The organism is Cedecea sp. VD22, assembly GCF_037150195.1.
GTDB lineage: Bacteria > Pseudomonadota > Gammaproteobacteria > Enterobacterales > Enterobacteriaceae > Cedecea.
In genome coordinates, this window is sequence record NZ_JBBCPX010000014.1 from 41,920 (window position 1) to 68,404 (window position 26,485).

Genomic DNA, 26,485 nt, shown 5'->3' on the forward strand with positions numbered 1-26,485 from the left:
TCTGACCTTAGTGTGTTTTAGGGGGGAGATAAGGTTCCAGTAGCTGTAACAGGCGCTGCAATGCACCCTGGTTCTGGTAAAGCACTTCCACAGCATGGCGCCCGTAGAAGTTACGATAATCCTCATCTGTGAGCAAAGACGCAATCTCTTTTACTAATGACTGCTCGTCCGTCACGGTGATTAGGCCATCTGCCTGCGACAGGCGCGCGCAGATATCTTTGAAGTTAAAGGTATGTGGACCCATTAACACTGGAATAGCGTGTGCGGCTGGTTCGAGGGGATTATGGCCACCACGCTCAACTAACGAGCCGCCAACAAAAGCCAGATCGGCAATCCCGTACAGTAACATTAACTCACCCATAGTATCGCCAATGACGACCTGCGTACTGGAAGACGGTACCTCTCCAGAAGAGCGAGTTATGTAGCTTAATCCAGCATTTCTGACCAGATTGATGGCATCCGGGAAGCGTTCCGGGTGGCGTGGTACAAGGATCAGCAGTAAGTTAGGAAACTGCTTTAAAAGCGACTGATGAGCTTGCACGACGATGCTTTCTTCGCCTTCGTGCGTGCTGGTAGCTATCCAGACCGGGCGGTGCGGCGCCCACTGCCGGCGCAGCGTCACGGCTCGAGCGGCCAGCTGTGGTGTCACCGAAATATCAAACTTAAGGCTACCGGTAACCGTCAATTGGCTCCGTTTTGCACCTAGTGAGATGAAGCGTTCACCATCTTCTTCGTTCTGTGCGGCGATAAGCGTAATGCGCTGCAGCAGCGTTCTGACAAAGTCACCAAGTTTTGCGTAGCCCTTTGCCGAGCGTGCGGAAAGCCTGGCATTGGCAATCACTAATGGGATATAGCGTTTGTGCAGCGCGGCTATCAGGTTTGGCCAAAGTTCGGTTTCCATAATAAGCACCAGCTTTGGATCGACTTTATCCAGGAAGCGGTTGAGCGCACACGGCAAATCGTAAGGCAGATAGACGTGCTGGACGTCTTCTCCGAAAGCGGACATGACCCTTTCTGAGCCGGTTGGTGTCATTGTCGTGACGGTAATCGGCAATTCTGGATAGCGGTGGCGAAGCGCGCGAACCAGAGGTATGGCGGCCAGAGTTTCCCCAACGGAAACCGAATGCAACATAATACCACCTGGCTTGAGCGGCTTTTTATAGAAACCGTAGCGCTCGCCAATGCGTTTGCGGTATGCAGGAGCTTTACGACCGCGCACCCATAATCGCAGCCAGATGAGTGGCTGTATGAGGTAAAGCAGTACGGTGTAAAGCAATTGGAGCATAGGACACGGCTGGCATTATGAATGTGCTGGGGATTCTATGTATTTAACCTGAGCTTTGCCATTACTTTTGCGGAAATTGGGCGAAAACCAAGTTGATGGCGTGCATCAAAGGTATGTATTGCCAGGCAATGGTTGGATTGAGCAGTTGTGCAAAAGTCAAAAGTGAATGGTCTTTGAGTTTAAGGAAAATAAATTATTTTAATTCATATATTTATCAATGAATTGTCTTGGCTTGCGTATCCTTCGGAATGGGAGCGATAAGTGGTACACTACACGTAAAAATGAACACGTTGTCAGTGAACAGGTAGCTGTGGAGCCTGGGGCGGTAGCGTGTTTTTTATTTTTCGGTATTGCTGATATTAAGAGCTGACGGTGAATACGACATTTAAAAGAATTTTAGTGATTAAAATGCGCTTTCACGGCGACATGTTGCTGACAACGCCTGTGATCAGTACCCTTAAGCGCAACTATCCTGAAGCAAAAATAGATGTCCTGCAGTATCAGGATACCCTTCCCATTCTTTCTGGAAATCCAGAAATAAATGCGCGCTACGGTATAAGCAACAAAGGCGTTAAAACAGGAAAGAAAATCAGTAATTTTCTTTCCTTGATTCGCCGCTTGCGGAGCAATCATTATGACCTGATTGTTAATCTGACCGATCAGCGGAGCGTGGCATGGATGGTTCGCTGCCTTGGGCCGACAGTAAAAATTTCCCAGGATTACGCTCACCGGCAGTCTTCATTCTGGAAAAAAAGCTTCACTCACGTTGCCCCTGTCGTTGGTAAGCATGTCGTTGAAGCTAGCCTCTCAGTGCTCTCTCCTTTAGGAATTACGGATTTTTTTACAGAAACAACGCTGTACTACACTGAGGCCGATTGGCAAAAGATCCGTGAAGTGCTTGATGCTGAAAGCGTTGCTGACAAGTATGTTGTCATTCAGCCCACGGCCCGACAGCTCTTTAAGTGTTGGGACAACGATAAGTTTTCTCAGATCATTGATTACTTGCAGGATGAAGGATTTCCGGTTGTATTGACCTCTGGACCGGGTCGGGACGATCTCGCCTGCGTTAATGAGATAGCTCAAGGATGCAAAATAATGCCCGTTGTGGCGCTTGCCGGCAAAACAACCTTCCCGGAGTTGGGCGCTTTAATCGATCATGCAGCATTGTTTATTGGGGTGGACTCAGCGCCTGGGCATATTGCTGCGGCGGTAAAAACGCCTGTCATTAGCCTGTTTGGTGCAACGGACCATGTTTACTGGCGTCCATGGACAGAGCAAATTACGCAATTCTGGGCAGGTAACTATCAATCTATGCCGTCCCGTGCTCAACTCGACCGCAATAAAAAATATATGTCGGTGATCCCTGCTGAGGATGTGATTACCGCCATTTCTAAAATGCTTCCTGCCGCTGCGGCGCTATCACCAAGAGACGAAGCATGATGACAGTTGCTTTTTGTCTGTATAAATATTTTCCCTTTGGCGGCCTGCAGCGCGATTTTATGCGTATTGCCGGGGCTGTTGCATCGCGTGGGCATAACGTCCGGGTTTATGTGCAGTCCTGGCAGGGCGAGAAACCTGATGCCTTTGATATCGTCATCGTTCCTGTGCGGTCAAAAACGAACCACGGTCGTAATGCTGAATATTATCAATGGGTGAAGGCTCATCTGAGTCAGCATCCGGTAGACCGCGTAGTGGGTTTTAATAAAATGCCGGGTCTCGATGTTTATTATGCAGCAGACGTTTGTTACGCCGAAAAAGTAGCACAAGAGAAAGGTTTCTTTTATCGCCTGACCGCCCGATATCGGCATTATTCACAGTTTGAAAAAGCCACATTCGAGCAAGGAAAATCAACCAAGTTGCTGATGCTGACTGATAAGCAAATTGCTGATTTTGAAAAACACTATGGTACGGAATCTTCGCGTTTTCTGATCCTGCCTCCAGGTATTTACCCCGATCGTCGATTCGACAACCATCCGCAGGGTAGCCGGGAGCGTTACAGAGAAAAAAACGGCATTGGTGTGAATGACTACCTCGTTTTGCAGGTAGGCTCCGATTTCTCGCGTAAAGGCGTTGATCGCTCTATTGAAGCGTTGGCTGCTTTGCCTGAGGCCATCCGTAGTCGAACCACTTTGTTTGTTGTCGGGCAGGATAAACCCGGGCGGTTTAAGACATTAGCGCAGAAACGTGGCGTAGAGAGCCGGGTTAGTTTCTTCTCCGGAAGAGATGACGTCTCTGAACTGATGATGGCTGCGGATGTTTTGATTCATCCTGCCTACCAGGAAGCTGCCGGTATTGTCTTGCTTGAGGCGATAGCTGCCGGATTGCCAATCCTTGTGACGGAAGTTTGCGGCTATGCACATTATATTGCAGACGCTGAGTGTGGGGTTGTTATCAAAGAACCGTTTAGCCAGACATCGCTTAATGCGGCTTTATCTGACGTTCTGGGTAATGCAGAGCAGCGCCTGAGCTGGGCGAGTCACGCTCGTCATTATGCCTCAACCCAGGATATTTATAGCCTGGCCGAAAAGGCAGCAGATATCATTGTGGGAGAGCCGCATGGTTGAGTTAAAAGAACCTTTTACCTCTCTTTGGAAAGGAAAGGACGTTTTTGCTGAAGTCAGAAAACTTCAGGGGGAAATTTTCCGCGAACTGGAAACACGCCGCACGCTACGTTTCGAGGCCGCAGGAAAAAGCTATTTCTTAAAATGGCACCAGGGAACGTCTATCAACGAAGTGATAAAAAATCTTATTTCGCTGCGAATGCCGGTTTTAGGGGCCGATCGCGAGTGGAAGGCGATTCACCGGCTGAAAACTCTGGATGTCGACACGATGCAGGGCGTTGGTTTTGGTGAAAAGGGGTTAAACCCAATCAACAAAACGTCGTTCATCATTACTGAAGATTTAACGCCTACGATCAGTCTCGAAGATTACTGTGCTGATTGGGCGACGAATCCACCTGACGTAAAAATCAAGCGGATGCTGATTGAGCGTGTAGCCACAATGGTACGTAAAATGCACGGTGGTGGCGTAAATCATCGGGATTGTTATATTTGCCATTTCTTATTGCATCTCCCCTTTTCTGGTCGGGAAAGCGAACTGAAGGTTTCGGTGATTGACCTGCATCGTGCGCAGATTCGAACAAAAGTTCCTCGACGCTGGCGGGATAAAGATCTCATTGGACTCTATTTTTCATCGATGAACATTGGGCTGACACAGCGTGATATTTGGCGCTTTATGATGACGTATTCTAATCAGCCACTTAGAGGTGTGCTAGAAACGGAACATGCATTGCTGGCTAAAGCAGAAGATAAAGCGGAAAAAATCAAAGAACGAACGATTAGAAAATCGTTGTAGTAGCCTGTAAGGGGCATCATTGCCGGTTACAGTCGTCTATTCATCTTAGTCGGATAAGAATCAACATGTCTCAATTCAGTGATGAAGATATCATCCTCTCTGTTTTCGATTTTAACTACCAGGAAAAGAAAGCTGCCAATGTTCTCAATATAGCATTTGGTATTGATAAGAATTTCCTTTTCGGCTGTGGCGTTGCTATCTCCTCAGTCTTGTTGAGTAATGCATCTGCATCTTTTGAGTTTCATGTGTTCACTGATTCATTCAGTGAAGCCGATAAGGCTCGATTCGAAGCATTAGCTAAACAATATAAAACACATATTAATATCTATGTCATTAACTGTGAGAAGCTAAAATCATTACCGAGTACAAAAAACTGGAGTTACGCGACATACTTCCGTTTTATTATTGCAGATTATCTGTATCACAAAGTTGATAAACTTCTTTATCTGGATGCGGATATCGCCTGCAAAGGAAGTATTCAGCCGTTAGTTGATTATGTTTTTGCAGAGAACGAAATTGCCGCTGTGGTTGTGGAAAGGGACATTGAGTGGTGGTCGAACCGGGCTGCAACACTTTCAACACCGGAGTTAGTGTCTGGTTACTTCAATGCGGGTTTTTTGCTTATAAACATCAATGAATGGAATATCAACAATATTTCTTATAAAGCAATCGAGATGCTGCGGGATCCTCAGTGGGCAGAAAAAATCACTCACCTTGACCAGGATGTGCTGAATGTCTTGCTGGTAGGGAAAGTTAAATTCATTGAAGGGAAATATAACACTCGTTTCAGTATTAATTATGAGCTTAAAGACAACGTAGTGAATCCTGTCAATGATGAAACTGTTTTTATTCATTATGTCGGTCCGACAAAACCGTGGCATGACTGGGGCACTTATCCCGTCTCTCAGAGCTTCTTAACGGCGAAAGAGGCTTCACCCTGGCGTAATGTCGAACTTCTAAAGCCAATTAATAGTCACCAATATCGATACTCTGCAAAACATAAGTTCAATCAAAAGCTTTATCTGCAGGGGCTATCGAACTACTTTAACTATTATGTGGCTAAATTTAAAGAATAGTTGTGCTCGCGACAGTATTGCTGGCATGGGATATTATGAAAATAATCATGCTACACGACTAATGGTGATGGAAGGTAATTGACATTGAACTTTAAACAAATCACACAATTTAACGAAATCATTGTTCTGGATCGGCGCCTTGTAAAGTGTGATGATCGGGAAACATTCAATATTTCATGGGGTATCGATAAAAATTATCAGATAGGTGCCGCGATATCGATTGCTTCCATTCTTGAGAATAATAAAAAGGGTGATATTGATTTTACCTTTCATATTATCGCTGATTACTTAGATAATGAGTATGTTGAGCTTTTAACACAGTTAGCCGAGCAATATAAGACGGTTATAAAAATCTATCACATTGATTCTGCCCCGCTAAGGTCTTTGCCGAAAACAAACATTTGGCCAGTATCAATATACTATCGCTTGCTTTCTTTTGATTATTTCTCTGAGCGTCTTGATAGTCTTTTATATCTGGATGCCGATGTTATATGTAAAGGCTCATTGCAATCTTTAGCTTCTTTAGAATTTAATGAAGAGTACGGCGCAGTGGTTATTGATGTTGACACTATGCAAAAGAAAAGTGCTGTGCGTCTACAAAATCCAGAATTCGAAGGGAATTACTTCAATTCTGGGGTAATGTACATAAACTTAAATCAATGGCTAAAATCAAGCTTAACGGAAAGATTTTTCAACTTACTTTCAGATGAGAGTGTGGTTGGAAAATTAAAGTATCCGGACCAGGATATTCTTAATATTATATTCCTTCATCACGCAAGAATACTGCCCCGGGAATACAATACCATCTACTCTCTAAAATCTGAGTTTGAGAATAAAAACAGTAAATATTACAGTGAGTTCATTAAGGAAAGCACGGTGTTTATACATTATACGGGCGTGACAAAACCCTGGCATGACTGGGCTAATTATCCGTCAGCACAGTTTTTCCGTAACGTTTATGATGTTTCCCCGTGGCAGAATATACCTTATCAAAGTGCAGTTAAAAAGCATGAGTATAGAGAGAAATATAAACATTTGCTTTATCAAGGCAAAGTTTTTGGTGGCCTTTGCGCTGCGATTAAATATAATTTAATGCAGGGTTGAAAATTATATGGCTGATAAAATTATATTTACTGTCACACCTATATTTTCTATTCCTCCGCGCGGTGCCGCTGCAGTTGAAACGTGGATGTACCAGGTCGCACAGAGAACGTCTATTCCCAATCGCTTGGTATGCATTAAAAATGAAGGGTATACAGATTTTACCCCTGTAAACGATAACTGTAGTATCCATCGCATTGGATTCAGCCGCATTTATAAGCGCATCTTCCAGAAGTGGACTCGCCTTGATCCACTGCCGTATTCGCAGCGAATACTGAATATTGCGAAAGATTTTCATATTACGGATGACAGCATTGTCGTTGTGCATAACAGCATGAAGCTTTATCGGCAAATCAGACAACGTGCTCCTCAGCAGAAAATCGTCATCCATATGCATAATGCGTTCGAACCCAAAGGGTTGGACCAGGATGTAAAAATGATTGTGCCGAGCAATTTCTTAAGAGATTTTTATCAGAATCTTTTGCCGAAAGCCGATATTAAAGTGGTTGCTAATGGCATTGATTTGGATGTTTATCAATCTGCTTATACCCCTGTTTCTAAAGCAGATCTGGGCATTTCTGAGAATGATAAAGTCCTCTTCTATGCGGGGCGTATTGTTCCGGATAAGGGGATTTTATTGCTCATGCAGGCGTTTGAAAAGTTGGCCAGAGAACATGACGATATGAAACTCGTAGTGGTTGGCGATCACCTGGAGGTGAACAAAGCGGATAATGGCGCTTATCAGCGTGAGGTCAGAGAGATTGCCGAGCGTTTGCAGGGGCGATGTATTATGTTAGGAAGCATAGCGCCGGAAAATATGCACCGTTACTATCCTCTGGCTGACCTGGTTGTCATTCCTTCTCAGTTTCAGGAACCATTTTGCATGGTGGCTATTGAGGCAATGGGGGCAGGCAAGCCGGTATTGGTCAGCACCCGTGGCGGCATGGTTGAATTCGTCAGGGAAAAAGAGACAGGTTTTCATCTGCGAGAGCCCATGACTGCAGACTCTATTGCTCAAGATATCATGAGCACACTGCAAAGTCCGGATATAAATGACATGGCAAAATGTGGGCAACACTTTGTTTATAATCATTTTAGTTGGGCCGGAGTCACTCAGAGATTTGAAGACGTGATTAATAATTGGTTTCACTAACTAAAATTTCTCTTACATACTTGCTTTAGTTTAAGCATAAAAAAGGCTACGTGATGTAGCCTTTTTTTTGTTATTTTTTATTCAGTGCTATCAATAACCCAACCAATACGCCAAGCAGGTCTAGCTGTATTTGTTCAACATTTCCTCGAATGAGGAAATAGCCGATAAATGATAACAAGATTATCATGTGTGCATTTACCGGGAAGGACGAGCTTTTCTTGAAGGCGTTGGAAGTACATTCTTTAATTATCGCTGCATAGGTGAGTAGCAGGCCTGCGAATCCGAGTAAGCCGGCGCCAAACCAGACAAACAATGCCAGGTTGTGTGGCCCGGGAGACTCTCTAAAGGTCCAGTTGGGATAATCAACCACACGTTTGTTATAGACATCTTTATAGGCTGTATTTCCAAAGCCGTATCCCAGCAAAGGATTTTCCATGATAAGATTCATTGCGCTACCTTGCACACCATTTGAATAACGATTGGAGCTGTCTGTCTGCTGAAGTTTAGTCATTAAAGTTGTTGGTATTTTTTCTTGCGTCAAAATTGCGCCGAGTGTCAAGGTAGAAATTAAAATCCCGGCAATCAATAATTTCCATTGCCGGTTTAACACAACCCACAGTAAGCCAACAGTTAATACAGAAAGCCAAGCGCCACGGGAAAGTGTGCCTAAAATAAGAAACAGATAGACCGCGCTTAGCAGAACAAAGGCAACCTTATACTTAACAGATTTTATTAACCACATGCTCAATAAGGCAGGGAAAAGGAATACCAACGAGTCGGATATACCACGATGTCTGAAATCGATAAATGGCATGACACCCTGTGTGTACTCTTGGTAGTAAAGCACGATCTCTGATATGCAACGTAGACTCAGCGCTGTAATAAATGAAAAGAAAATTATTTTTGAAATTAACTCTTTGCTTTCATTTCTCAGCAGTACGGGAATGGAAATTGTACATAAAAGAGTGTTTTCCAGGACAGACTTGCTGATTTCCTTCAGGGTTGCTTTGAAATCAGGTGTCTGAAACAGCGAAAGAAACACGGCGAAAGTCAAAACAGCTATGCTAAAAAATAGAAAATTTTTGAATTCTGGCAGAAATTGTCTAGGCTGCTTACACAGATATACAAGAGTTGTGAGCGTCATCAATATAACAATGAGGTGTTTATAACGCGTTATGCCACCTAAAAAATAAGTGGCAATAAATAAGAATACAAGCGTTCTATTCCAGTATAAGGTCCAGTTTTTTTTCTCATTAGAAAAAAATAATGTGAGGGCCATCTCTTCTCCGATATCGAAATTCGCGTACTTACAGGCTTGTCGTAAGTTGATTCAAGACTGTAAAGGCAGTCAAATTTTCAAGTCTGTTACCCGGTGCGCGGCACACGACCTGATTTTTTCCATACCCGCCAATGAGGCCCGGATCTGTAGGTCCGTAAAGCGTCACATTCGGTCGGTCCAATGCTGCCGTAAGATGGCTTAATCCTGTATCAACAGAAACCACAAATTTGGCATTCGCCAGAACTTTGGCGACTTCTTCAAGCGTTAATTTTGGCAGAACATCCACAAAGCTAAATCCTGCCGCCAGTCGTTTGGCTCGTTCTTCTTCGTGCGGTGCCCCCCAAGGGAGTTTTATCCGCAGTCCGGTTGCCTTCAATAGCTCAATCAGCTCCCGCCAATTTTCTTCTGGCCAGTGTTTATCATCTCGAGTTGTTGCGTGTAAAAATATCGCATACTTTTCCGCACTTTCTTTCGGATTAGTAAGAAAATGCCCTGAAATCGCATAATCACCCTGAGATTGCGGTTTTGCGTAACCCAAACTTTTGGCAAAAAGTTCACGAGTACGTTCCACGGCGTGCTGCTGCCTGGCCACATTATGGCGTTTGTTATAAAACAGGCTTGCCAGAGGTTCACGGGCACTGTTCCAGTCCATGCCATGCTTGATGCCATGTGCTTTTCGAGTCACCAACGCTGCGCTTTTTACCAGGCCCTGAGCATCAATGACGCAGTCGTACTTTCTTGCTTCAAGCTGATAATAAAAAGCTTTTCGTTCCGCGCGGGTTTCAGCGGAGAACCAGCTTTTACGCCAGCGACGGATCGCGACGGGAATCACTTTATCTACGGCGGGGTGCCAGCCTGGTATCTGTGCGAAACCTTCTTCTACCACCCAATCGAACGAAATTCCCGGCATTGCCAGCATCGCGTCTGTAAGCGCAGGAAGAGAGTGGAGAACATCGCCCATCGAAGACGTTTTAACGAGAAGGACGCGCATTAGTCTTCCTTGCTGCTGGTTAGCAGTTCAGTCAATGTAACCAGCACGCTTTCTGGTGTGATATCGATCAGGCTTTGATGATAGCCCTCAGCAGCATCGCCTTTACGCACTTTATGGTAGCCGCTGATCAAGCGAATAACTCTCGCTTTGTGGGAAAGTGGTGGGGTGAAATCCGGGCTGCTGGGACCATAAAGTGCGACCAGAGGACGGTTGAGCGCAGCTGCGACATGCATCAGGCCGGAATCATTGGTGACCACACCCTCGCAAGCGGCAAGCAATATCACGGCCTGTTCAAGCTGGGTATCCCCGGCAAGGTTACGGCACCATGCCTGCTGTTCAGTGGTGAGAGCAGCAAGAATCTCTTTACCTGCGTCCTTATCCTTGGCTGAGCCGAAGAGCACAACCTGATAGCCCGCATCGATGAGTTTTGCTGCGAGCGCGGCGTAATGATAGTGCGGCCAACGTTTTGCCGGGCCGAACTCTGCTCCAGGGCAGAAACCAATCATCGGACGCTGTGGATCAAGATTAAAAGCAGCGCAAGTCTGTGTTTTTTCACCTTCACTAACATGTAGTTGAGGCCACAGGAGCGGCTGCGGGAGGTCTTTAGCCGACTGCATTATGCCTTTTTCATAACCCAGGGCGACGTAGCGCTCTACCATCAATGGCCAGGCTTGTTTGTCCAGCTTACGGCTGTCATTCAGCAGGCCGTAACGCATCTCGCCCAACCAACCCGTACGGTGAGGTATGTTGGCAAAAAAAGGCACCAGCGCGGACTTAAACGAGTTTGGCAGAACGTACGCATGGTCATAGCGTTTGTCCCGCAGGCTGCGTCCAAGGCGACGACGCTCTGCGATTTGCAACGCACCGTGGCCCAAAGGCATGGCGATGGCTTCGTTCACTTCCTGCATACGCGATAATAGCGGACGGCACCACGCGGGTGCCATCACGTCAATGATCGCCTGGGGATAACGCGCCTTGAGCGTGCGATAAAGACTTTGCGACATCATCATGTCGCCCACCCATGACGGGCCAATCACCAGAATTTTCATGCTTTTCCTGTGCAGCTTATGCGTCGCGATTTAACCATTTCATGTATTCCGCAACCCCTTGGGCAACGGTTTTGAACGGCTTGTCGTAACCCGCAGCGCGCAGATTGGTTAAGTCAGCTTCAGTATAAGCCTGATAGCGACCTTTTAGCTTTTCCGGGAAAGGAATGTACTCGATGCTGCCTTTGTTGTGATACGCCAGCGCTGCGTCTGCCACGGCCTGGAAGGATTCCGCACGACCGGTACCGCAGTTGAAAATACCGGAAACGCCATTTTGCCAGAACCAGAGGTTAACGGCGGCAACATCACCCACATAGATGAAGTCACGCTTGAAGCCGTCGCTGCCTTCAAACAGTTTTGGGTTCTCACCGTTATTCAACTGAGTATTGAGATGGAATGCCACGCTCGCCATGCTGCCTTTGTGGCCTTCGCGCGGCCCGTAGACGTTAAAGTAGCGGAAGCCGGTCACCTGAGAGTTTGCTTCTGGCAGGATCTGGCGAACATATTCATCAAACAGGAATTTTGAGTAACCGTACACGTTCAGCGGCTGTTCATATTCGCGGGATTCGATGAAATCTGCATTGCGCCCGCCGTAGGTGGCGGCAGAAGAGGCATACAGGAACGGAATTTCGCGCTCCAGGCAGTAGTGCAGGATTTCTTTAGAGTACTGATAGTTGTTGTCCATCATGTACTTGCCGTCCCACTCGGTCGTGGACGAGCAGGCCCCTTCATGGAAGATGGCGTCGATATCACCGAACTCTTCCCCGGCCATAATTTGGATCAGGAAGTCTTCCTTATCCATGTAGTCGGTGATGTCCAGATCAACCAGGTTAACAAATTTAGTCCCATCCTTCAGGTTATCTACCACCAGGATATCGCGATAGCCTTGTTCGTTCAGTGACTTAACAATGTTGCTGCCGATCATGCCGGCGCCGCCAGTAACGATGATCATAACTGTAGCCTTAAAATTATGGAGTCAGAGACAATCTCAGACATGAATGTGCATAATCATACCATTACATTTGCATCGCTTCAGCCATTTACACAATGCGCCAGGTTTGTCATCCAGGTGGTTTAAGCCCGATTGACTTTTCCTGGGTTTACCTGCTATTTAATTTCATATTATTTTTATTTTAATGTTTGCCGGGGAATTATTGTATTCGTTAAGGCCGAACTGAACGCAAAGCGTACTGTGTACAGAAGGTAAATGATTGTGATATAATATTTATTTATATTAATGGTTTTTATTAGCGATGAAATCATCTACCACAATTGTAACGGCTTATTTTGACCTCGGTAGAGGGGAGTGGACTGCTAATAAAGGGTTCCGTGATAATCTTGCCCGCTCTGTAGATGTTTATTTTAATTACTTCGAGCGATTGGCCGCTTTAGAAAATGATATGGTGGTATTCACTTCACCCGATCTCAAGGAAAGAGTTGAAGCCATTCGACAGGGAAAGCCTACTACGGTTATTGCCATTGATATAAAAAACAAATTTAAACATATTCGGCGTCTTATTGAGAGGGTTCAGCAGGACGAGAGTTTTATCAATCAATTAGAGACCCATCAGTTAAAAAACCCTGAATATTGGTCGCCAGAGTACGTGCTAGTCTGTAATTTAAAATCCTACTTTGTTAACAAAGCCATTAATGATGGGTTAATAAAAACACCACTGGTTGCATGGGTTGATTTTGGCTATTGCCGGGAATCTAAAGTAATTCGTGGTTTAAAAGTGTGGGATTTTCCATTTAATAAAAATACCATGCATCTTTTTACCATCAAGAAAGGGCTAAATGTTACGTCGTTGAAACAGGCATTTGACTTTATGATTGGCAACCATGTTTATATTATCGGCGGTGCTATTGTCGGTTCTCAGAGTAAATGGCAAGAGTTTTATTCTCTGGTAACGGAAAGCCAGAAAATTACGCTGAAAAATAATATCGTGGATGATGATCAGGGTATATTTGTTCTCTGTTATTACAAACGCCCTGAATTATTCACCCTGAATTATCTTGGGAAAGGAAAATGGTTCGACCTGTTCCGTTGCTTCAGGCACTCCGCTTTAGGCGCCAGACTGCAGGCGCTTAGAATTTTTCTCTCGAGGAAGTAGCCCCTGCTGAGGGAATAAATCATCTGAAGATGATTTCAACAGGTCAGATATACGGGAATCTATCTGACCTGTCAGGATTTTAATGATTTCAATATTTTTATTATTATTCAATGTGTTAATGATAATTCCTGCACGGTCTTCATACCGCTTAAAGCCCCTGTCCGCCTCGCATTCTAGCGTGATTTATCCTGCAAAATTAAGAATCCCTGAAGCGTCATCTCGCCTGGTGATATAGGTTTGGGTAAGATGTGCCAAAACTTGCCATGCCTGGAGAATCGCGATGCGCGAAGATTTTTACCAACAGCTGACTTCCCAACTCGAAACCGCTCGAGCAGAAGGGCTTTTTAAAGAAGAACGTATTATCACCTCCGCCCAGCAGGCGGACATCACCGTCGCGGACGGTAGCCACGTTATTAACTTCTGCGCCAACAACTATCTGGGTCTTGCTAACCATCCGCAGCTGATTGAAGCGGCTAAACAGGGGATGGATAAACACGGTTTTGGGATGGCTTCGGTCCGCTTTATTTGCGGTACTCAGGACAGCCATAAACAGTTGGAAAGCAAGCTGGCCGATTTCCTGGGAACGGACGATGCGATTCTTTACTCTTCCTGCTTCGACGCCAATGGCGGCCTGTTTGAGACGCTGCTCGGGCCGGAAGATGCCATCATTTCTGACGCACTGAACCATGCCTCAATTATCGACGGTGTGCGCCTGTGTAAAGCACAGCGTTATCGCTATGCCAACAACGATATGCAGGAACTGGAAGCTCGCCTGAAAGAGGCTCGTGCGGCCGGTGCTCGCAATGTGATGATTGCCACCGATGGCGTGTTCTCAATGGACGGTGTGATTGCCAACCTGCAGGGCGTTTGCGATCTGGCGGATAAGTACAATGCGCTGGTTATGGTCGATGACTCCCACGCCGTGGGCTTTGTTGGTGCCAATGGGCGCGGTACGCACGAATACTGCGATGTCATGGACCGGGTTGATATTATTACCGGCACGCTGGGTAAAGCGCTGGGCGGTGCTTCTGGTGGCTATACCGCAGGTCGCAAAGAAGTTATCGAATGGCTTCGCCAGCGTTCCCGTCCTTACCTTTTCTCAAATTCACTCGCGCCAGCCATTGTTTCCGCCTCTATCAAGGTACTGGAAATGCTGGAGTCAGGCGAAGAGCTGCGTGAGCGTCTGTGGTCAAACGCTCGTCTGTTCCGTGAAAAAATGAGCGCTGCCGGATTTACGCTTGCAGGTGCAGATCACGCCATTATTCCAGTGATGCTTGGTGAAGCAGTTGTGGCGCAAAACTTTGCGCGCGAGCTGCAAAAAGAAGGTATTTATGTCACCGGTTTCTTCTACCCGGTGGTGCCAAAAGGTCAGGCGCGTATTCGCACCCAAATGTCGGCGGCGCATACTCCTGAGCAAATTGAACGTGCGGTAGATGCGTTTACGCGCATCGGTAAGCAATTAGGCGTTATCGCTTAAGGGAGCGGTCATGAAAGCATTAGCAAAACTGAAGGCGGAAGAAGGCATCTGGATGACGGATGCTCCCAAGCCGGAAATGGGTCATAACGATCTGCTGATCAAAATTCGTAAAACGGCGATTTGCGGGACCGACGTCCATATTTACAACTGGGACGAATGGTCGCAAAAAACCATTCCTGTTCCTATGGTTGTGGGCCACGAATACGTGGGTGAAGTGGTCGGCATAGGCCAGGAAGTGAAAGGCTTCAAGATTGGCGATCGCGTTTCCGGCGAAGGGCACATCACCTGTGGACACTGTCGTAACTGCCGTGGTGGGCGTACCCACCTGTGCCGTAACACTACCGGCGTGGGTGTGAACCGCCCTGGCTGTTTTGCTGAGTATTTGGTTATCCCGGCGTTTAATGCGTTCAAGATCCCGGACAATATCTCAGACGACCTGGCTTCCATCTTCGACCCGTTCGGCAACGCAGTGCACACGGCACTTTCGTTCGACCTGGTGGGCGAAGATGTGCTGGTCTCCGGCGCGGGCCCTATCGGGATCATGGCGGCGGCAGTAGCAAAGCATGTCGGTGCGCGTAACGTAGTGATTACCGACGTGAACGAATACCGCCTCGAGCTGGCGCGTGAAATGGGAATCACTCGTGCGGTCAACGTCAGCAAAGAAAGCCTGCAGGACGTGATGAGCGAGCTGGGGATGACCGAAGGGTTTGACGTGGGTCTGGAGATGTCCGGCGCACCACCGGCGTTCCGCACCATGCTTGACACCATGAATCACGGTGGCCGTATTGCGATGCTGGGGATCCCGCCGTCAGATATGTCTATCGACTGGACCAAAGTTATCTTTAAGGGGTTGTTTATTAAAGGTATCTATGGCCGCGAGATGTTTGAAACCTGGTACAAGATGGCCGCCCTGATTCAGTCTGGCCTGGATCTGTCCCCGATTATCACCCACCGCTTCTCTATTGATGAGTTCCAGAAAGGCTTTGACGCGATGCGCTCCGGGCAGTCAGGCAAAGTTATCCTGAGCTGGGATTAATCATTGAACCAGAGGGCATCGCGCCCTCTGGTTTTTCAATCAGGCCTGTTTAGGCCAACCCTGCCACTGATGCTGGAGATACTTCACCAGCGCGCTCTCGGCAATACTTTCACTGATGACTTTAAAGTAGGTGGTGGCATACACCGGCTCAAGAGGCTGTTTCGGTTTACACACCTTCACGCCACGGAACGGGTTACGCGGCGGTGGCAGTTTCCCCGGCTGAGTATTATTCGGCGTTGAGGTATCTACCTGTGGCTCATTAAGCAGGCTGCTCGGCCGCACCAGCGTGATGTCCGGCGGCAGGTTGTACACCATCTGCTGGAGGACACGAACCGTTGAAGGATGGGGGTGACCGATGGCGATTGCTGACCCGGTTTTGCGAGCAAGCTGGATAGCGCGATTGAACTGAAAGCGGATATCCGCTTCGTTCTGAGTATCGTCGAGGAATACTTTCCGCTTAATCACTTTGACGCGAGTGCCGGCCGCGGCGCGCGTGGCCTGGCTGTTACCGATGGTCATGCTGTCCAGGAAATAGAGATTGTACTGCTCCAGCGACAGCATCACTTTTTGCATACCGAACAGGCTGGAGGTCATCGCGCTGCCCATATGGTTATTCATCCCAACTGCATAAGGGACTTTGTTCACCGCGTCGCGGATAATTCTCTCGATTTCGCTACTGCTCATGTCCGGGCGGAGCGTATCTTTCTCTAGCGGTTGTTTGCTAAGTGGCGCCATCGGCAGATGGATCAGAACTTCGTGCCCGGCATTATGGGCTTTAGTGGCCATTTCGCGAGCGTGTGGTGCGTTGGGTAGCACGGCGACAGAGACGTTAGTCGGCAGGGCCAGAACCTGGTTTTCCTGTTGAGGACGATAGCCGAAGTCGTCGATGACGATTGAGAGCTTACCGGCCCACGCGGAGGTTGCCAGCATTAGCCCGCTGGCGGCGGCGAAAAAAACGGTGCGGAACTGAGGCAAAACTTATCTTCCCAACCACGGTTGTGGATTCACTGCCTGGCCCTGGCGACGAATTTCGAAATAGAGTGACGGACGGCCCTGGCCGCCACTGCTACCGACCAGTGCAATAGGTTGTCCGGCACGTACCTGGGTGCCGACGCTGACCAACGCGCTCTGGTTGTAGCCGTAGAGACTCATATCGCCTTTACCGTGTTCAATGACGACAACAAGACCATAGCCCTGAAGCCAGTCGGCAAGGATCACGCGTCCGTCGGCAATGGCTTTAACTTCTGTGCCTTCTGACGCCGCAATAACGATACCTTTCCAACGTAGTTCACCTTGCAGCTGTTCGCCATAGCGATGCAGTAACGAACCGCGAACCGGCCAGTATGCCTGCCCACGTGGCGCACCCAGGCCACCTGTTCTCGACATTAATGAACGTTCGCTTTCGGTTGGCTTGTATGTTGTGCCTTTGTTGGAGGCTTCCTGCTGTTTATTACGAACCTGCTCTGCTTCGCGTGCCTCACGCTCGGCTCGAGCTTTTGCCGCTGCTTCTGCACGGGCTATCTGATTTTGTAAGCGCGTCTGGTTCTGGCGCATCTCACTCAGCTTCTGCTGATCCTGCTGAATGGAGGATTCCAGGCCTGCCAGCGTCTTTTTGCGTTCGTTGCGGGCGCTCTCCAGCTTGGCCTGTTGCGCCTGCTGGTCATACAGCAAGGTTTGCTGCTCGCTTTGCTTACTTTCCAGCTCGGTTTTCTGCTGTGCGGCTTCTGCTTTGGTCTGTTTTAACGCTTCGATAGTCTGCTGACGCGCAGCATTAAGGTAACCGAAATAGGCCTGCAGGCGCTGGCCACGCTCGCTTTCTTCGCCGCTAAGAATCAACTGAATACCAGTATGCTGACCCTGACGAAACGCCGCATCTAGCTGAGCAGCCAGGTTACGTTCCTGGGTTGCCTGCTGTTTTTGCAGTTTGGCGAGGGAGTTGTTCAGCGTCGCGATTTGATTGTTTAAATCGGCGAGGGTGTTCTGGGTTTCGCGCAGCTTACGGCTGGCCGCGGAAATCGCTTCTTCCTGAGCTTTGAGCTGAGCGAGTAAAACGGAACGTTGCTGCTGCTGCTGACGCACCGCACGCTCTTTGGCAGCGATATCCTGTTGAATGGATTGCAGCTGCTGCTTGTCGTCAGCGTGGCTGGAAAAAGGCCATAACAACACGCCAGCGCTAAACACGCTGGCGTAGATAACGGGCTTCACAGCCCATGTCTTTGAAAAAATCGCCTTTCCCCTCATGGGGAGGGATTATTCCACGATGAACAGCGGCTTGCCAGTCATCTCGTGCGGGATTTCCATTCCCATCAGGCTCAACATGGTTGGCGCGATGTCCGAAAGCTTGCCGCCAGCGACAGCTTTCAGGTTTTTTTCACCCACATAGATCAGCGGGACCGGCAGGCTGGTGTGCGCGGTATGGGCCTGGCCGGTAGCCGGGTCGCGCATTTGCTCAGCGTTACCGTGATCTGCAGTGATCAACAGCTGACCGCCAACGGCCTCAACGGCTTTAACCACCTGAGCGACACAGTTGTCGAGGGCTTCAACGGCGGAAATCGCAGCATCATAGACGCCGGTGTGGCCAACCATGTCACCGTTCGGGTAGTTGCAGATGATGGTGTCGTACTTGCCGCTGTTGATGGCACTCAGCAGCTTATCGGTCAGTTCAGCAGAGCTCATTTCAGGCTGCAAATCGTAGGTCGCCACTTTCGGAGAATTCACCAGGACGCGATCTTCACCCGCGAACGGCTCTTCAACGCCGCCGTTGTAGAAGAAGGTCACGTGAGCGTATTTCTCGGTTTCGGAGATGCGTAACTGAGTTTTATTGTGTTTCGCCATCCACTCACCGAAAGTATTGGTCAGTGACGCTGGTGGGTAAGCGCAGGCCGTTTTAATGTCTGCGGCATATTCAGTCAGCATCACGAAGTCGCCAAACTGCACCACTTTTTTGCGGCTGAAGCCGTCGAAATCGCCGTTAACAAAGGCGCGAGTGATCTGGCGGGCACGGTCAGCACGGAAGTTCATGAAGATTAATGCATCGCCGTCGTTCATAGCAGATTCGGCTTCACCTGCGGCGCGAATCACGGTTGGCTTAACGAATTCATCGTTTTCGTCACGAGCGTAAGCGGCTTCCAGACCAGCAACCGCATTGTCTGCCTGGAATTCCCCTTTGGCCTGAGTCATCAGGTCGTAAGCCAGCTCAACGCGATCCCAGCGGTTGTCGCGGTCCATAGCGTAGTAACGGCCAATCAGGGTGGCAACGCGGCCTTTGCCCAGCTCAGCGAACTTGTCGGCAAATTTCTTCAGGGAAGACTCTGCGCTGCGTGGCGGCGTGTCACGGCCATCAAGGAAAGCATGCAGATAAATAGCTTCAGCGCCTCGCTCGGCCGCCAGCTCGATCATCGCCAGAATATGGTCTTCATGGCTGTGAACGCCACCGGGAGAAACCAGACCCATGATATGTACCGCTTTACCGGCGGCAACGGCTTTGTCTACCGCACAGGTCAGGACCGGGTTAGCAAAGAAAGCACGTTCTTTAATTTCAACGTCCAGGCGAGTCAGATCCTGGTAGACGATGCGGCCGGCACCGAGGTTGACGTGGCCCACTTCGGAGTTACCCATTTGCCCGTCTGGCAGGCCGACTTCCAGGCCTGATGCGTTGATCAGGGTATGCGGGCGCTGGGCCCACAGGCTATCCATCACCGGCGTTTTAGCATTAAGAATCGCGTTATCCTGCTGCTCTTCGCGGTGGCCATAGCCATCGAGAATGACCAGGACCATAGGTTTTTTAGTAACCGACATTGCAACAACCTCTGAGTCTAAGACAAAATTTGCGTAATTTTACTACAGCCGATCCGGGCGAATAGCCGCAGAAGATCAAAGAAAGAGGTTGGATGGCGATCGGATTTCATCAGTCTGGTTCTTTTTTTCCGTAACAGCCCGCAGAATCCACATAACATTATTCAGACTGGCTGTAATTGCCACAACGCGAAGGTATACTCCCCACCTGGTTTTCTCATCATTACTTAGTCGGGAGTTATTACCCCCCATGCAAGAAATTATGCAATTCGTTGGTCGCCACCCCATACTTAGTCTGGCGTGGGTTGGCCTGCTGGCCGCGGTACTTTTCATGACCTTTAAAGGCCTGGCCTCTAAAGTTAAAGTGATCACTCGTGGTGAAGCTACTCGCTTAATTAACAAAGAAGATGCGGTGGTGGTTGATGTGCGCCAGCGTGACGACTTCCGTAAAGGCCACATTGCAAATTCACTGAACGTGCTGCCAACTGAAATCAAAAACGGCAACTTGGGTGAACTTGAAAAGCATAAAGCGAAGCCCATTATTGTGGTATGCGCTAACGGTGTTTCTTCACAAGAATCAGCGGCTTTGTTGCACAAGGCTGGTTTTGAGCAGGTTGCGCTGCTAAAAGAAGGTATTGCCGGCTGGAGCGGGGAAAACCTGCCGCTGGTTCGCGGTAAATAATCTGGAAAACTGAGGTAAACCATGGCGAATATTGAGATCTATACCAAAGCGACTTGTCCTTTTTGCCACCGTGCAAAAGCCCTGCTGAACGAAAAAGGCGTGGCGTTTCAGGAATTACCTATTGATGGTGATGCCGCTAAGCGGGAAGAGATGATCAAACGCAGTGGTCGCACCACGGTACCGCAGATTTTTATTGACGCACAGCACATTGGCGGTTGCGATGACTTGTACGCACTGGATGCGCGTGGTGGACTCGATCCCCTGCTGAGCTAGTGCGGTTTGTCTGCCGTGTATCGCAGAGTAAGGACGTTTAAATTTAAGGGTTAACAATGTCAGAACAAAACAATACAGAAATGGGTTTCCAGATTCAGCGTGTTTACACCAAGGATGTCTCTTTCGAAGCACCTAACGCACCGCACGTTTTCCAGAAAGACTGGCAGCCGGAAGTAAAACTGGATCTGGATACTGCATCCAGCCAACTGGCTGAAAATGTTTATGAAGTTGTGCTGCGCGTAACCGTGACCGCTACGCTGGGTGAAGACACCGCTTTCCTGTGTGAAGTTCAGCAGGCGGGTATCTTCTCCGTTGACGGTATCGAAGGCACGCAGCTGGCGCATTGCCTGGGCGCATACTGCCCGAACATTCTGTTCCCATATGCGCGTGAATGTATCACTAGCCTGGTTTCTCGCGGCACTTTCCCGCAGCTGAACCTTGCACCGGTTAACTTCGATGCGTTGTTCATGAATTATCTGCAGCAGCAAGCTGGCGAAGGTGCTGAAAACCATCAGGATGCCTGATGAACAGCCTTAATGCTTCAATGACTGTTATCGGTGCCGGCTCTTACGGCACCGCTCTCGCAATCACCCTTGCGAGAAATGGCCACCACGTTGTGTTGTGGGGTCATGATGCCAAACATATTGCCACGCTGCAGGCCGATCGCTGCAATGCGGCTTTCCTGCCCGATGTCCCTTTTCCCGACACTTTACATCTTGAGAGTGATTTAGCCGTAGCGTTGGCCGCCAGCCGTAATATTCTGGTGGTTGTACCGAGCCATGTGTTTGGGCAAGTGTTGCGCCAAATCAAGCCGCTGATGCGCCCGGATGCACGTATTGTGTGGGCGACAAAAGGGCTGGAAGCTGAAACGGGTCGTCTACTGCAGGATGTTGCCCGTGAGGCGCTGGGGGATGATGTTCCCCTGGCCGTCATTTCTGGCCCAACATTCGCGAAAGAGCTGGCAGCAGGTTTACCGACGGCGATTTCGCTTGCGGCAACCGATGACCAGTTTGCGGATGACCTCCAACATCTTCTGCACTGCGGTAAAAGCTTCCGTGTCTACAGCAATCCTGATTTCATCGGCGTTCAGCTTGGCGGTGCGGTTAAAAACGTTATCGCTATTGGCGCAGGGATGTCGGACGGCATCGGGTTTGGCGCCAATGCGCGTACCGCGCTTATCACCCGTGGTCTCGCGGAGATGACTCGCCTTGGCTGCGCGCTCGGTGCTTCGCCGGAAACCTTTATGGGCATGGCCGGCTTGGGCGATCTGGTACTGACCTGTACCGACAACCAGTCCCGCAACCGTCGCTTTGGCATGATGCTCGGTCAGGGAATGGATGTAGATGGAGCACAGCAAAAGATTGGCCAGGTGGTTGAAGGCTATCGCAATACCAAAGAAGTTCGCGAGCTGGCGGCTCGGGTAGGCGTCGAAATGCCAATAACCGAGGAAATTTATCAGGTATTGTATTGCGGAAAAAATGCGCGCGAGGCAGCATTAACGTTGCTTGGTCGTACTCGTAAGGATGAACGAAGCGGCAAATGAAGGATCGCCTAATACACCGCAATAACTGAAACGTCCCGACCCTGGTGTCGGGCGTTGTTTTTCTGTCTGGAGAGAGCAATGTCGTCTGAAGAACTGGATTTGGTGTGGAGCAATATTAAAGCCGAAGCGCGAGCGCTTGCGGATTGTGAACCCATGTTGGCCAGTTTTTATCATGCGACGCTCCTCAAGCACGATAATCTTGGAAACGCGCTCAGCTACATGTTGGCCAATAAGCTGGCTTCACCGATTATGCCGGCCATTGCCATTCGCGAAGTGGTTGAAGAGGCCTACGCTGCCGATCCGCAGATGATTGCCTCTGCCGCTTGCGACATCCAGGCGGTGCGTACGCGTGACCCTGCGGTAGACAAGTATTCAACGCCGCTGCTTTATCTTAAAGGCTTCCATGCGCTGCAGGCGTATCGCATTGGCCATTGGCTTTGGCTGCAGGGGCGACAGGCGCTGGCTATCTTCTTGCAGAACCAGGTCTCCGTCTCTTTCCAGGTTGATATTCACCCTGCGGCAAAAATTGGGTGCGGGATTATGCTTGACCATGCCACCGGGATTGTCATTGGTGAGACTGCGGTCGTCGAAAACGATGTGTCTATTCTGCAATCAGTCACGCTGGGCGGTACCGGTAAAACCAGTGGCGATCGCCATCCGAAAATCCGCGAAGGCGTAATGATTGGTGCGGGTGCCAAGATCCTCGGCAATATTGAGGTTGGAACCGGCGCAAAAATTGGCGCAGGCTCCGTCGTGCTACAGCCTGTTCCGCCGCATACAACGGCAGCTGGCGTGCCGGCGCGAATCGTGGGTACGCCGGGAAGTGACAAGCCAGCGATAGATATGGATCAGCACTTCAACGGCGCAGGCTTTGAATACGGCGACGGCATTTAGCTTCTGAGAACAGCGCCTTGATACCCTAGCTGGCGCCAGGCTTCATAGACCACTACGGACACCGAGTTAGAGAGGTTCATGCTGCGGCTGTCCGGCATCATGGGAATGCGAATCTTTTGTTCTGGCGGCATGGCGTTCAGTATCTCAGCGGGTAGCCCGCGAGTTTCCGGGCCAAACATCAAATAATCTCCAGCCTGATAGCTCACAGCACTGTGGGCGGGTGTTCCTTTGGTTGTTAAAGCAAACAGGCGCTGAGGGTTTTCGGCTTCCAGAAAGGCGTTATAGTCGCGATGGCGCAGCACTGTCGTAAATTCGTGATAATCCAGCCCGGCGCGACGCAGGCGTTTATCATCCCAGGGAAAGCCCATTGGCTCGATGATGTGCAGGCGGAAACCAGTGTTGGCGCACAGGCGGATAATGTTCCCGGTATTGGGCGGAATTTCTGGCTCAAACAAAACGATATTTAACATACAACCCCCATCAACTAGGGGCGCAGAATAGCAAAATAGCGCCTGAGCAGAAATGAAAACAGGCTCCGTAGAGCCTGGTATTGCGAATGTTTATCCTGTTTGTCAGCGGTGATAAAGCGGCAGCCAGAGCGTCAGGCGCAGGCCGCCCAGCGGGCTGTCGTCAGCTTTTACCCAGCCACGATGCTGCTGCACGGCGGTTTCCACGATAGCCAGACCGAGACCTGTCCCCCCCGACTCGCGATCGCGTGCTTCATCCGTACGATAAAAAGGACGGAAAATCTGCTCTCTGTCTTCCGGGCTGACACCCGGACCGTCATCGTCAACGGTGACGGTAATGCCCTGATTATCGACGGAGAAATTCACAGCTATCTTGGTGTGCGAGTAACGCAGAGCATTGCGAACAATATTCTCCAGCGCACTTTCCAGGGCGTTTGGGTTACCGTACATCAGCCACGGACCCGGCGGGTAGGTGACTTCCAACGACTTACCCATTTGCTCGGCTTCAAACGCAGCGTTATCCAGCATTTCTGCCCAGATTTGGTTCGCTTTCATTGTTTCGCTGACCAGCGCATTTTTTTGCTGATTGCGCGACATCACCAGCAGGTCATTAATCATGCCGTCCAGGCGCTGGGCTTCTGTTTCTATGCGCCCCAACTCTTTGCTCTCACCGCTGCGGCGACGCAGTAGCGCGGTTCCAAGCTGCAGGCGGGTCAGCGGCGTGCGGAGTTCATGGGAGATATCCGACAACAACCTCTGCTGCGCCGTCATCATTCGCTCCAACGCAGTCACCATTTGGTTGAAGCTCGCGCCCGCGGCCTGGAATTCCTGTGGCCCAGCCTCGAGTTCTGGATGCTGGCGTAGGTTGCCCTGGGCGACTTCATCTGCTGCATTCTTGAGCTTGCGGGCAGGTTTCGCGAGGCTCCAGGCCAGCCAAAGTAATAGCGGAGAACTTACCAGCATGGTGACAATTAGCAGTAGTAAAGGCCGGTCGAACAGCAGGTTGATAAAGTCAGATTGAGAGCTGCTGGCCGGGCGAATCAGGTAAAGTTGGTAGTTATCTTCACCATCTCGCACCGAAAATGGGCCAACCAGCTCAACTCGCCCATATTTCTTTTTCTGGGGATGATCGGCGTTATCGGACTGGCCGATAAAGTTACGGATGATCTGCATTTCGTTGCGTTGGGCGCCAATGACGCGCCCTTCGCTGGTGACCAGCAGCAAACGCTGGCCTGGAGGTGCCCATTTGTCGATGGCGCGGAACAGACGCCGCCACCACATCAAATCATTCGGTGGATCGGTTGCCAGTTCAGCTTCGACGTGTTGCTCAATCATGTAGCCCTGACGTTGCTCATTTTCCATCAGCTCGGTCATCTGGCGTGAATCCAGCTTCGGCAGCATCAAAACTAACATCAGTACCAGAGCCAGTGTCAGCCAGAAGATGGCAAAAATGCGCGCGGTAAGGCTACTTATCATGAAGCGGAAACCATCAGATAGCCGCGACCACGTAAGGTTTTAAACCACGGATGACCGTCTTTGCGATCCGGCAATTTACGACGCAAGTTGGAAATATGCATGTCTATGGCGCGGTCGAACGGTGTTAAGCGTTTACCCAATACTTCCTGGCTCAGATGTTCACGAGAAACCACCTGGCCCAGATGCTGAGCGAGGAGATACAGCAGCGTAAACTCTGTGCCGGTTAAGTCCAGCGCTTGTCCGTCGAAACTCGCTTCCTGGCGGCCTGGATTGAGGCTCAGCCCATCGACTTCTACCGTCGGTGAACTGCTGTCGCTGTTTTGTTGCTGCTCGCTCCAGTGTGAACGACGCAGGATGGCGCGAATACGGGCGACCAGCTCACGATCGTTAAAGGGTTTTGGTAAGTAGTCATCGGCACCCAGCTCAAGGCCGAGTACACGGTCAAGTTCGCTACCGCGAGCGGTAAGCATAATGACGGGTGTCTGGTGTGTCTGGCGAAGTTCTTTCAACGTATCAATACCGTTTTTCTTGGGCATCATTACGTCAAGCAATAACAGGTCGATGCTGTCGTCCAGAAGCGTCAACGCTTGCTCACCATCGTGAGCAACAATCACGTCAAAACCTTCCATGTCGAGCAATTCCTTTAGCAGGGAAGTCAGCTCTCGGTCATCATCAACTAACAGGATTTTATTCATTGTGAAATTACCTCCGAGGCAGAAATTACGTCATCAAGGCGCGCTAATCCATGACTTTACGTTGTTTTACACCCCCTGACGCTAGTTTGCAGCGGGAATCGTAGACTGGCTCTCGTTGAATCGCAGCACACACAGATTTCGGGAGCAAGTGATGCGCAATGTTACCGCTGTCGTCATGGCCTCAACACTGGCATTTATCTCTTTAGCCAGCTCGGCCGATGATTTGCCGACCGGCGTTAACTGGCCACAAAGCGATAATCTGGCAAAACGAAACAACGCTCAGAACCACATGTTTGACGGCATAAGTTTGACTGAGCAACAGCGCCAACAGATGCGAGATCTTATGCACCGGGCAAGGCATGATAGCCCACCCGTTAATGTTAGCGAAATGGAGATCATGCATCGTCTGATCACCGCCGATAAATTTGATGAAGTGGCAGTGAAAGCTCAGGCTGAAAAAATGGCACAAGAACAGGTTGCCCGCCAGGTCGAGATGGCAAAAGTACGCAACCAAATGTACCACTTACTCAGTCCTGAACAGCAAGCCGCTTTAAATGAGAAACACCAGCAGCGCATGGACCATCTCCGTGAACTGTCGGAACTGCAGCAGGGGGTTTCGCTGCAGGCCATGAGTAGTAGCAGTACCCGTAGTAACCAGTAACAAACCCTGTTTTCCTTGCCATAGACACCATCCCTGTCTTCCCCGCCTCACCAGGCGGGTTTTTTTTGCCTGACGCTCAGGTCTGATCCG

The 26,485-nt window shown here is 49.4% G+C and carries 26 protein-coding genes; 15 read left to right on the forward strand and 11 right to left on the reverse strand.

Annotated features, from left to right (window positions below; all coding sequences use genetic code 11):
- Positions 1–7: 7 nt before the first annotated feature.
- Positions 8–1,285, reverse strand: a complete 1,278-nt coding sequence (gene waaA, locus WFK85_RS19465; RefSeq protein WP_166879358.1) for a lipid IV(A) 3-deoxy-D-manno-octulosonic acid transferase — start codon at positions 1,283–1,285, stop codon at positions 8–10.
- Between the two features lie 372 nt (positions 1,286–1,657).
- Between waaA and rfaQ the strand changes: the two genes are divergently transcribed.
- From rfaQ to WFK85_RS19495, 6 genes are all read left to right on the forward strand, one after another.
- Positions 1,658–2,725, forward strand: a complete 1,068-nt coding sequence (rfaQ, locus tag WFK85_RS19470; RefSeq protein WP_336709076.1) for a lipopolysaccharide core heptosyltransferase RfaQ — start codon at positions 1,658–1,660, stop codon at positions 2,723–2,725.
- Complete coding sequence (locus tag WFK85_RS19475) at positions 2,725–3,849, forward strand: glycosyltransferase (RefSeq protein WP_166995834.1); 1,125 nt, start codon at positions 2,725–2,727, stop codon at positions 3,847–3,849. Before rfaQ ends, WFK85_RS19475 begins: the two co-directional genes overlap by 1 nt.
- Positions 3,842–4,639: a lipopolysaccharide core heptose(I) kinase RfaP gene (rfaP, locus tag WFK85_RS19480; protein ID WP_166995792.1), complete on the forward strand. Its 798-nt coding sequence runs from the start codon at positions 3,842–3,844 to the stop codon at positions 4,637–4,639. Before WFK85_RS19475 ends, rfaP begins: the two co-directional genes overlap by 8 nt.
- Positions 4,640–4,704: 65 nt before the next feature.
- Entirely contained in the window at positions 4,705–5,715 is a 1,011-nt protein-coding gene (gene waaO, locus WFK85_RS19485) for a lipopolysaccharide 3-alpha-galactosyltransferase (protein ID WP_166995790.1), read from the forward strand.
- Between the two features lie 84 nt (positions 5,716–5,799).
- Positions 5,800–6,819, forward strand: a complete 1,020-nt coding sequence (locus WFK85_RS19490) for a glycosyltransferase family 8 protein (protein ID WP_336709075.1) — start codon at positions 5,800–5,802, stop codon at positions 6,817–6,819.
- Between the two features lie 7 nt (positions 6,820–6,826).
- A complete protein-coding gene (locus WFK85_RS19495; RefSeq protein ID WP_336709074.1) occupies positions 6,827–7,969 on the forward strand; it encodes a lipopolysaccharide N-acetylglucosaminyltransferase in 1,143 nt (380 codons plus the stop codon).
- A gap of 70 nt (positions 7,970–8,039) precedes the next feature.
- Here WFK85_RS19495 and rfaL read toward each other — a convergent pair whose 3' ends face one another.
- From rfaL to rfaD, 4 genes are read right to left on the reverse strand one after another with little or no spacing between them, the layout of a single operon-like run.
- Positions 8,040–9,248 carry an O-antigen ligase RfaL gene (gene rfaL, locus WFK85_RS19500; RefSeq protein WP_166995783.1) on the reverse strand — a complete coding sequence of 403 codons (1,209 nt, stop codon included), beginning with the start codon at positions 9,246–9,248 and terminating at the stop codon, positions 8,040–8,042.
- A 28-nt stretch (positions 9,249–9,276) separates the two neighbouring features.
- Positions 9,277–10,239: a lipopolysaccharide heptosyltransferase RfaC gene (gene rfaC / locus WFK85_RS19505; RefSeq protein WP_336709073.1), complete on the reverse strand. Its 963-nt coding sequence runs from the start codon at positions 10,237–10,239 to the stop codon at positions 9,277–9,279.
- Complete coding sequence (gene rfaF / locus WFK85_RS19510; protein ID WP_166995779.1) at positions 10,239–11,288, reverse strand: ADP-heptose--LPS heptosyltransferase RfaF; 1,050 nt, start codon at positions 11,286–11,288, stop codon at positions 10,239–10,241. Before rfaF ends, rfaC begins: the two co-directional genes overlap by 1 nt.
- Before the next feature lie 16 nt (positions 11,289–11,304).
- On the reverse strand, positions 11,305–12,237 hold the full coding sequence (gene rfaD, locus WFK85_RS19515; protein WP_008457465.1) for an ADP-glyceromanno-heptose 6-epimerase: 933 nt from the start codon (positions 12,235–12,237) through the stop codon (positions 11,305–11,307).
- A gap of 301 nt (positions 12,238–12,538) precedes the next feature.
- Here rfaD and yibB point away from each other — a divergent pair, with 301 nt between their 5' ends.
- The 3 genes from yibB to tdh all read left to right on the forward strand — a co-directional run bounded on the left by yibB (position 12,539) and on the right by tdh (position 15,909).
- Positions 12,539–13,396, forward strand: coding sequence for a protein YibB (yibB, locus tag WFK85_RS19520; protein ID WP_336709072.1), 858 nt, complete (start codon positions 12,539–12,541; stop codon positions 13,394–13,396).
- Between the two features lie 280 nt (positions 13,397–13,676).
- The gene (gene kbl / locus WFK85_RS19525) at positions 13,677–14,873 is read left to right on the forward strand and encodes a glycine C-acetyltransferase (RefSeq protein WP_166995775.1); all 1,197 of its coding nucleotides are present in this window, start codon (positions 13,677–13,679) and stop codon (positions 14,871–14,873) included.
- 10 nt (positions 14,874–14,883) lie between these two features.
- Entirely contained in the window at positions 14,884–15,909 is a 1,026-nt protein-coding gene (tdh, locus tag WFK85_RS19530) for an L-threonine 3-dehydrogenase (RefSeq protein ID WP_008457475.1), read from the forward strand.
- Positions 15,910–15,948: 39 nt separating this feature from the next.
- Here tdh and WFK85_RS19535 read toward each other — a convergent pair whose 3' ends face one another.
- Genes WFK85_RS19535 through gpmM form a run of 3 tightly spaced genes read right to left on the reverse strand, consistent with a single transcriptional unit; the run spans position 15,949 to position 19,707 of the window.
- Positions 15,949–16,839 carry a divergent polysaccharide deacetylase family protein gene (locus tag WFK85_RS19535; RefSeq protein ID WP_336709086.1) on the reverse strand — a complete coding sequence of 297 codons (891 nt, stop codon included), beginning with the start codon at positions 16,837–16,839 and terminating at the stop codon, positions 15,949–15,951.
- Between the two features lie 48 nt (positions 16,840–16,887).
- Positions 16,888–18,150, reverse strand: a complete 1,263-nt coding sequence (envC, locus tag WFK85_RS19540; RefSeq protein WP_336709071.1) for a murein hydrolase activator EnvC — start codon at positions 18,148–18,150, stop codon at positions 16,888–16,890.
- A 9-nt stretch (positions 18,151–18,159) separates the two neighbouring features.
- Positions 18,160–19,707, reverse strand: coding sequence for a 2,3-bisphosphoglycerate-independent phosphoglycerate mutase (gene gpmM, locus WFK85_RS19545; RefSeq protein ID WP_336709070.1), 1,548 nt, complete (start codon positions 19,705–19,707; stop codon positions 18,160–18,162).
- Positions 19,708–19,954: 247 nt separating this feature from the next.
- On the opposite strand from gpmM, the gene WFK85_RS19550 reads away from it, so the two are divergent.
- From WFK85_RS19550 to cysE, 5 genes are all read left to right on the forward strand, one after another.
- Positions 19,955–20,386, forward strand: coding sequence for a rhodanese-like domain-containing protein (locus WFK85_RS19550; protein WP_166995768.1), 432 nt, complete (start codon positions 19,955–19,957; stop codon positions 20,384–20,386).
- A gap of 21 nt (positions 20,387–20,407) precedes the next feature.
- Positions 20,408–20,659, forward strand: coding sequence for a glutaredoxin 3 (gene grxC / locus WFK85_RS19555; protein WP_008457480.1), 252 nt, complete (start codon positions 20,408–20,410; stop codon positions 20,657–20,659).
- 56 nt (positions 20,660–20,715) lie between these two features.
- Entirely contained in the window at positions 20,716–21,183 is a 468-nt protein-coding gene (gene secB / locus WFK85_RS19560) for a protein-export chaperone SecB (RefSeq protein ID WP_008457481.1), read from the forward strand.
- Positions 21,183–22,202 (forward strand): NAD(P)H-dependent glycerol-3-phosphate dehydrogenase, encoded by a 1,020-nt coding sequence (gene gpsA / locus WFK85_RS19565; RefSeq protein WP_336709069.1) that lies wholly within the window; start codon positions 21,183–21,185, stop codon positions 22,200–22,202. Before secB ends, gpsA begins: the two co-directional genes overlap by 1 nt.
- 78 nt (positions 22,203–22,280) lie before the next feature.
- Positions 22,281–23,096 carry a serine O-acetyltransferase gene (cysE, locus tag WFK85_RS19570; RefSeq protein ID WP_008457483.1) on the forward strand — a complete coding sequence of 272 codons (816 nt, stop codon included), beginning with the start codon at positions 22,281–22,283 and terminating at the stop codon, positions 23,094–23,096.
- Here the strand turns inward: cysE and trmL are convergent.
- The 3 genes from trmL to cpxR form a co-directional block, all read right to left on the reverse strand.
- Entirely contained in the window at positions 23,093–23,566 is a 474-nt protein-coding gene (gene trmL / locus WFK85_RS19575) for a tRNA (uridine(34)/cytosine(34)/5-carboxymethylaminomethyluridine(34)-2'-O)-methyltransferase TrmL (RefSeq protein ID WP_008457484.1), read from the reverse strand. The genes cysE and trmL overlap by 4 nt on opposite strands.
- Positions 23,567–23,668: 102 nt before the next feature.
- Positions 23,669–25,039 carry an envelope stress sensor histidine kinase CpxA gene (gene cpxA / locus WFK85_RS19580; protein WP_008457485.1) on the reverse strand — a complete coding sequence of 457 codons (1,371 nt, stop codon included), beginning with the start codon at positions 25,037–25,039 and terminating at the stop codon, positions 23,669–23,671.
- Positions 25,036–25,734, reverse strand: coding sequence for an envelope stress response regulator transcription factor CpxR (cpxR, locus tag WFK85_RS19585; protein ID WP_008457487.1), 699 nt, complete (start codon positions 25,732–25,734; stop codon positions 25,036–25,038). Before cpxR ends, cpxA begins: the two co-directional genes overlap by 4 nt.
- A 151-nt stretch (positions 25,735–25,885) precedes the next feature.
- Between cpxR and cpxP the strand changes: the two genes are divergently transcribed.
- Positions 25,886–26,395, forward strand: a complete 510-nt coding sequence (gene cpxP / locus WFK85_RS19590) for a cell-envelope stress modulator CpxP (protein ID WP_008457489.1) — start codon at positions 25,886–25,888, stop codon at positions 26,393–26,395.
- Positions 26,396–26,485 lie beyond the last annotated feature (90 nt).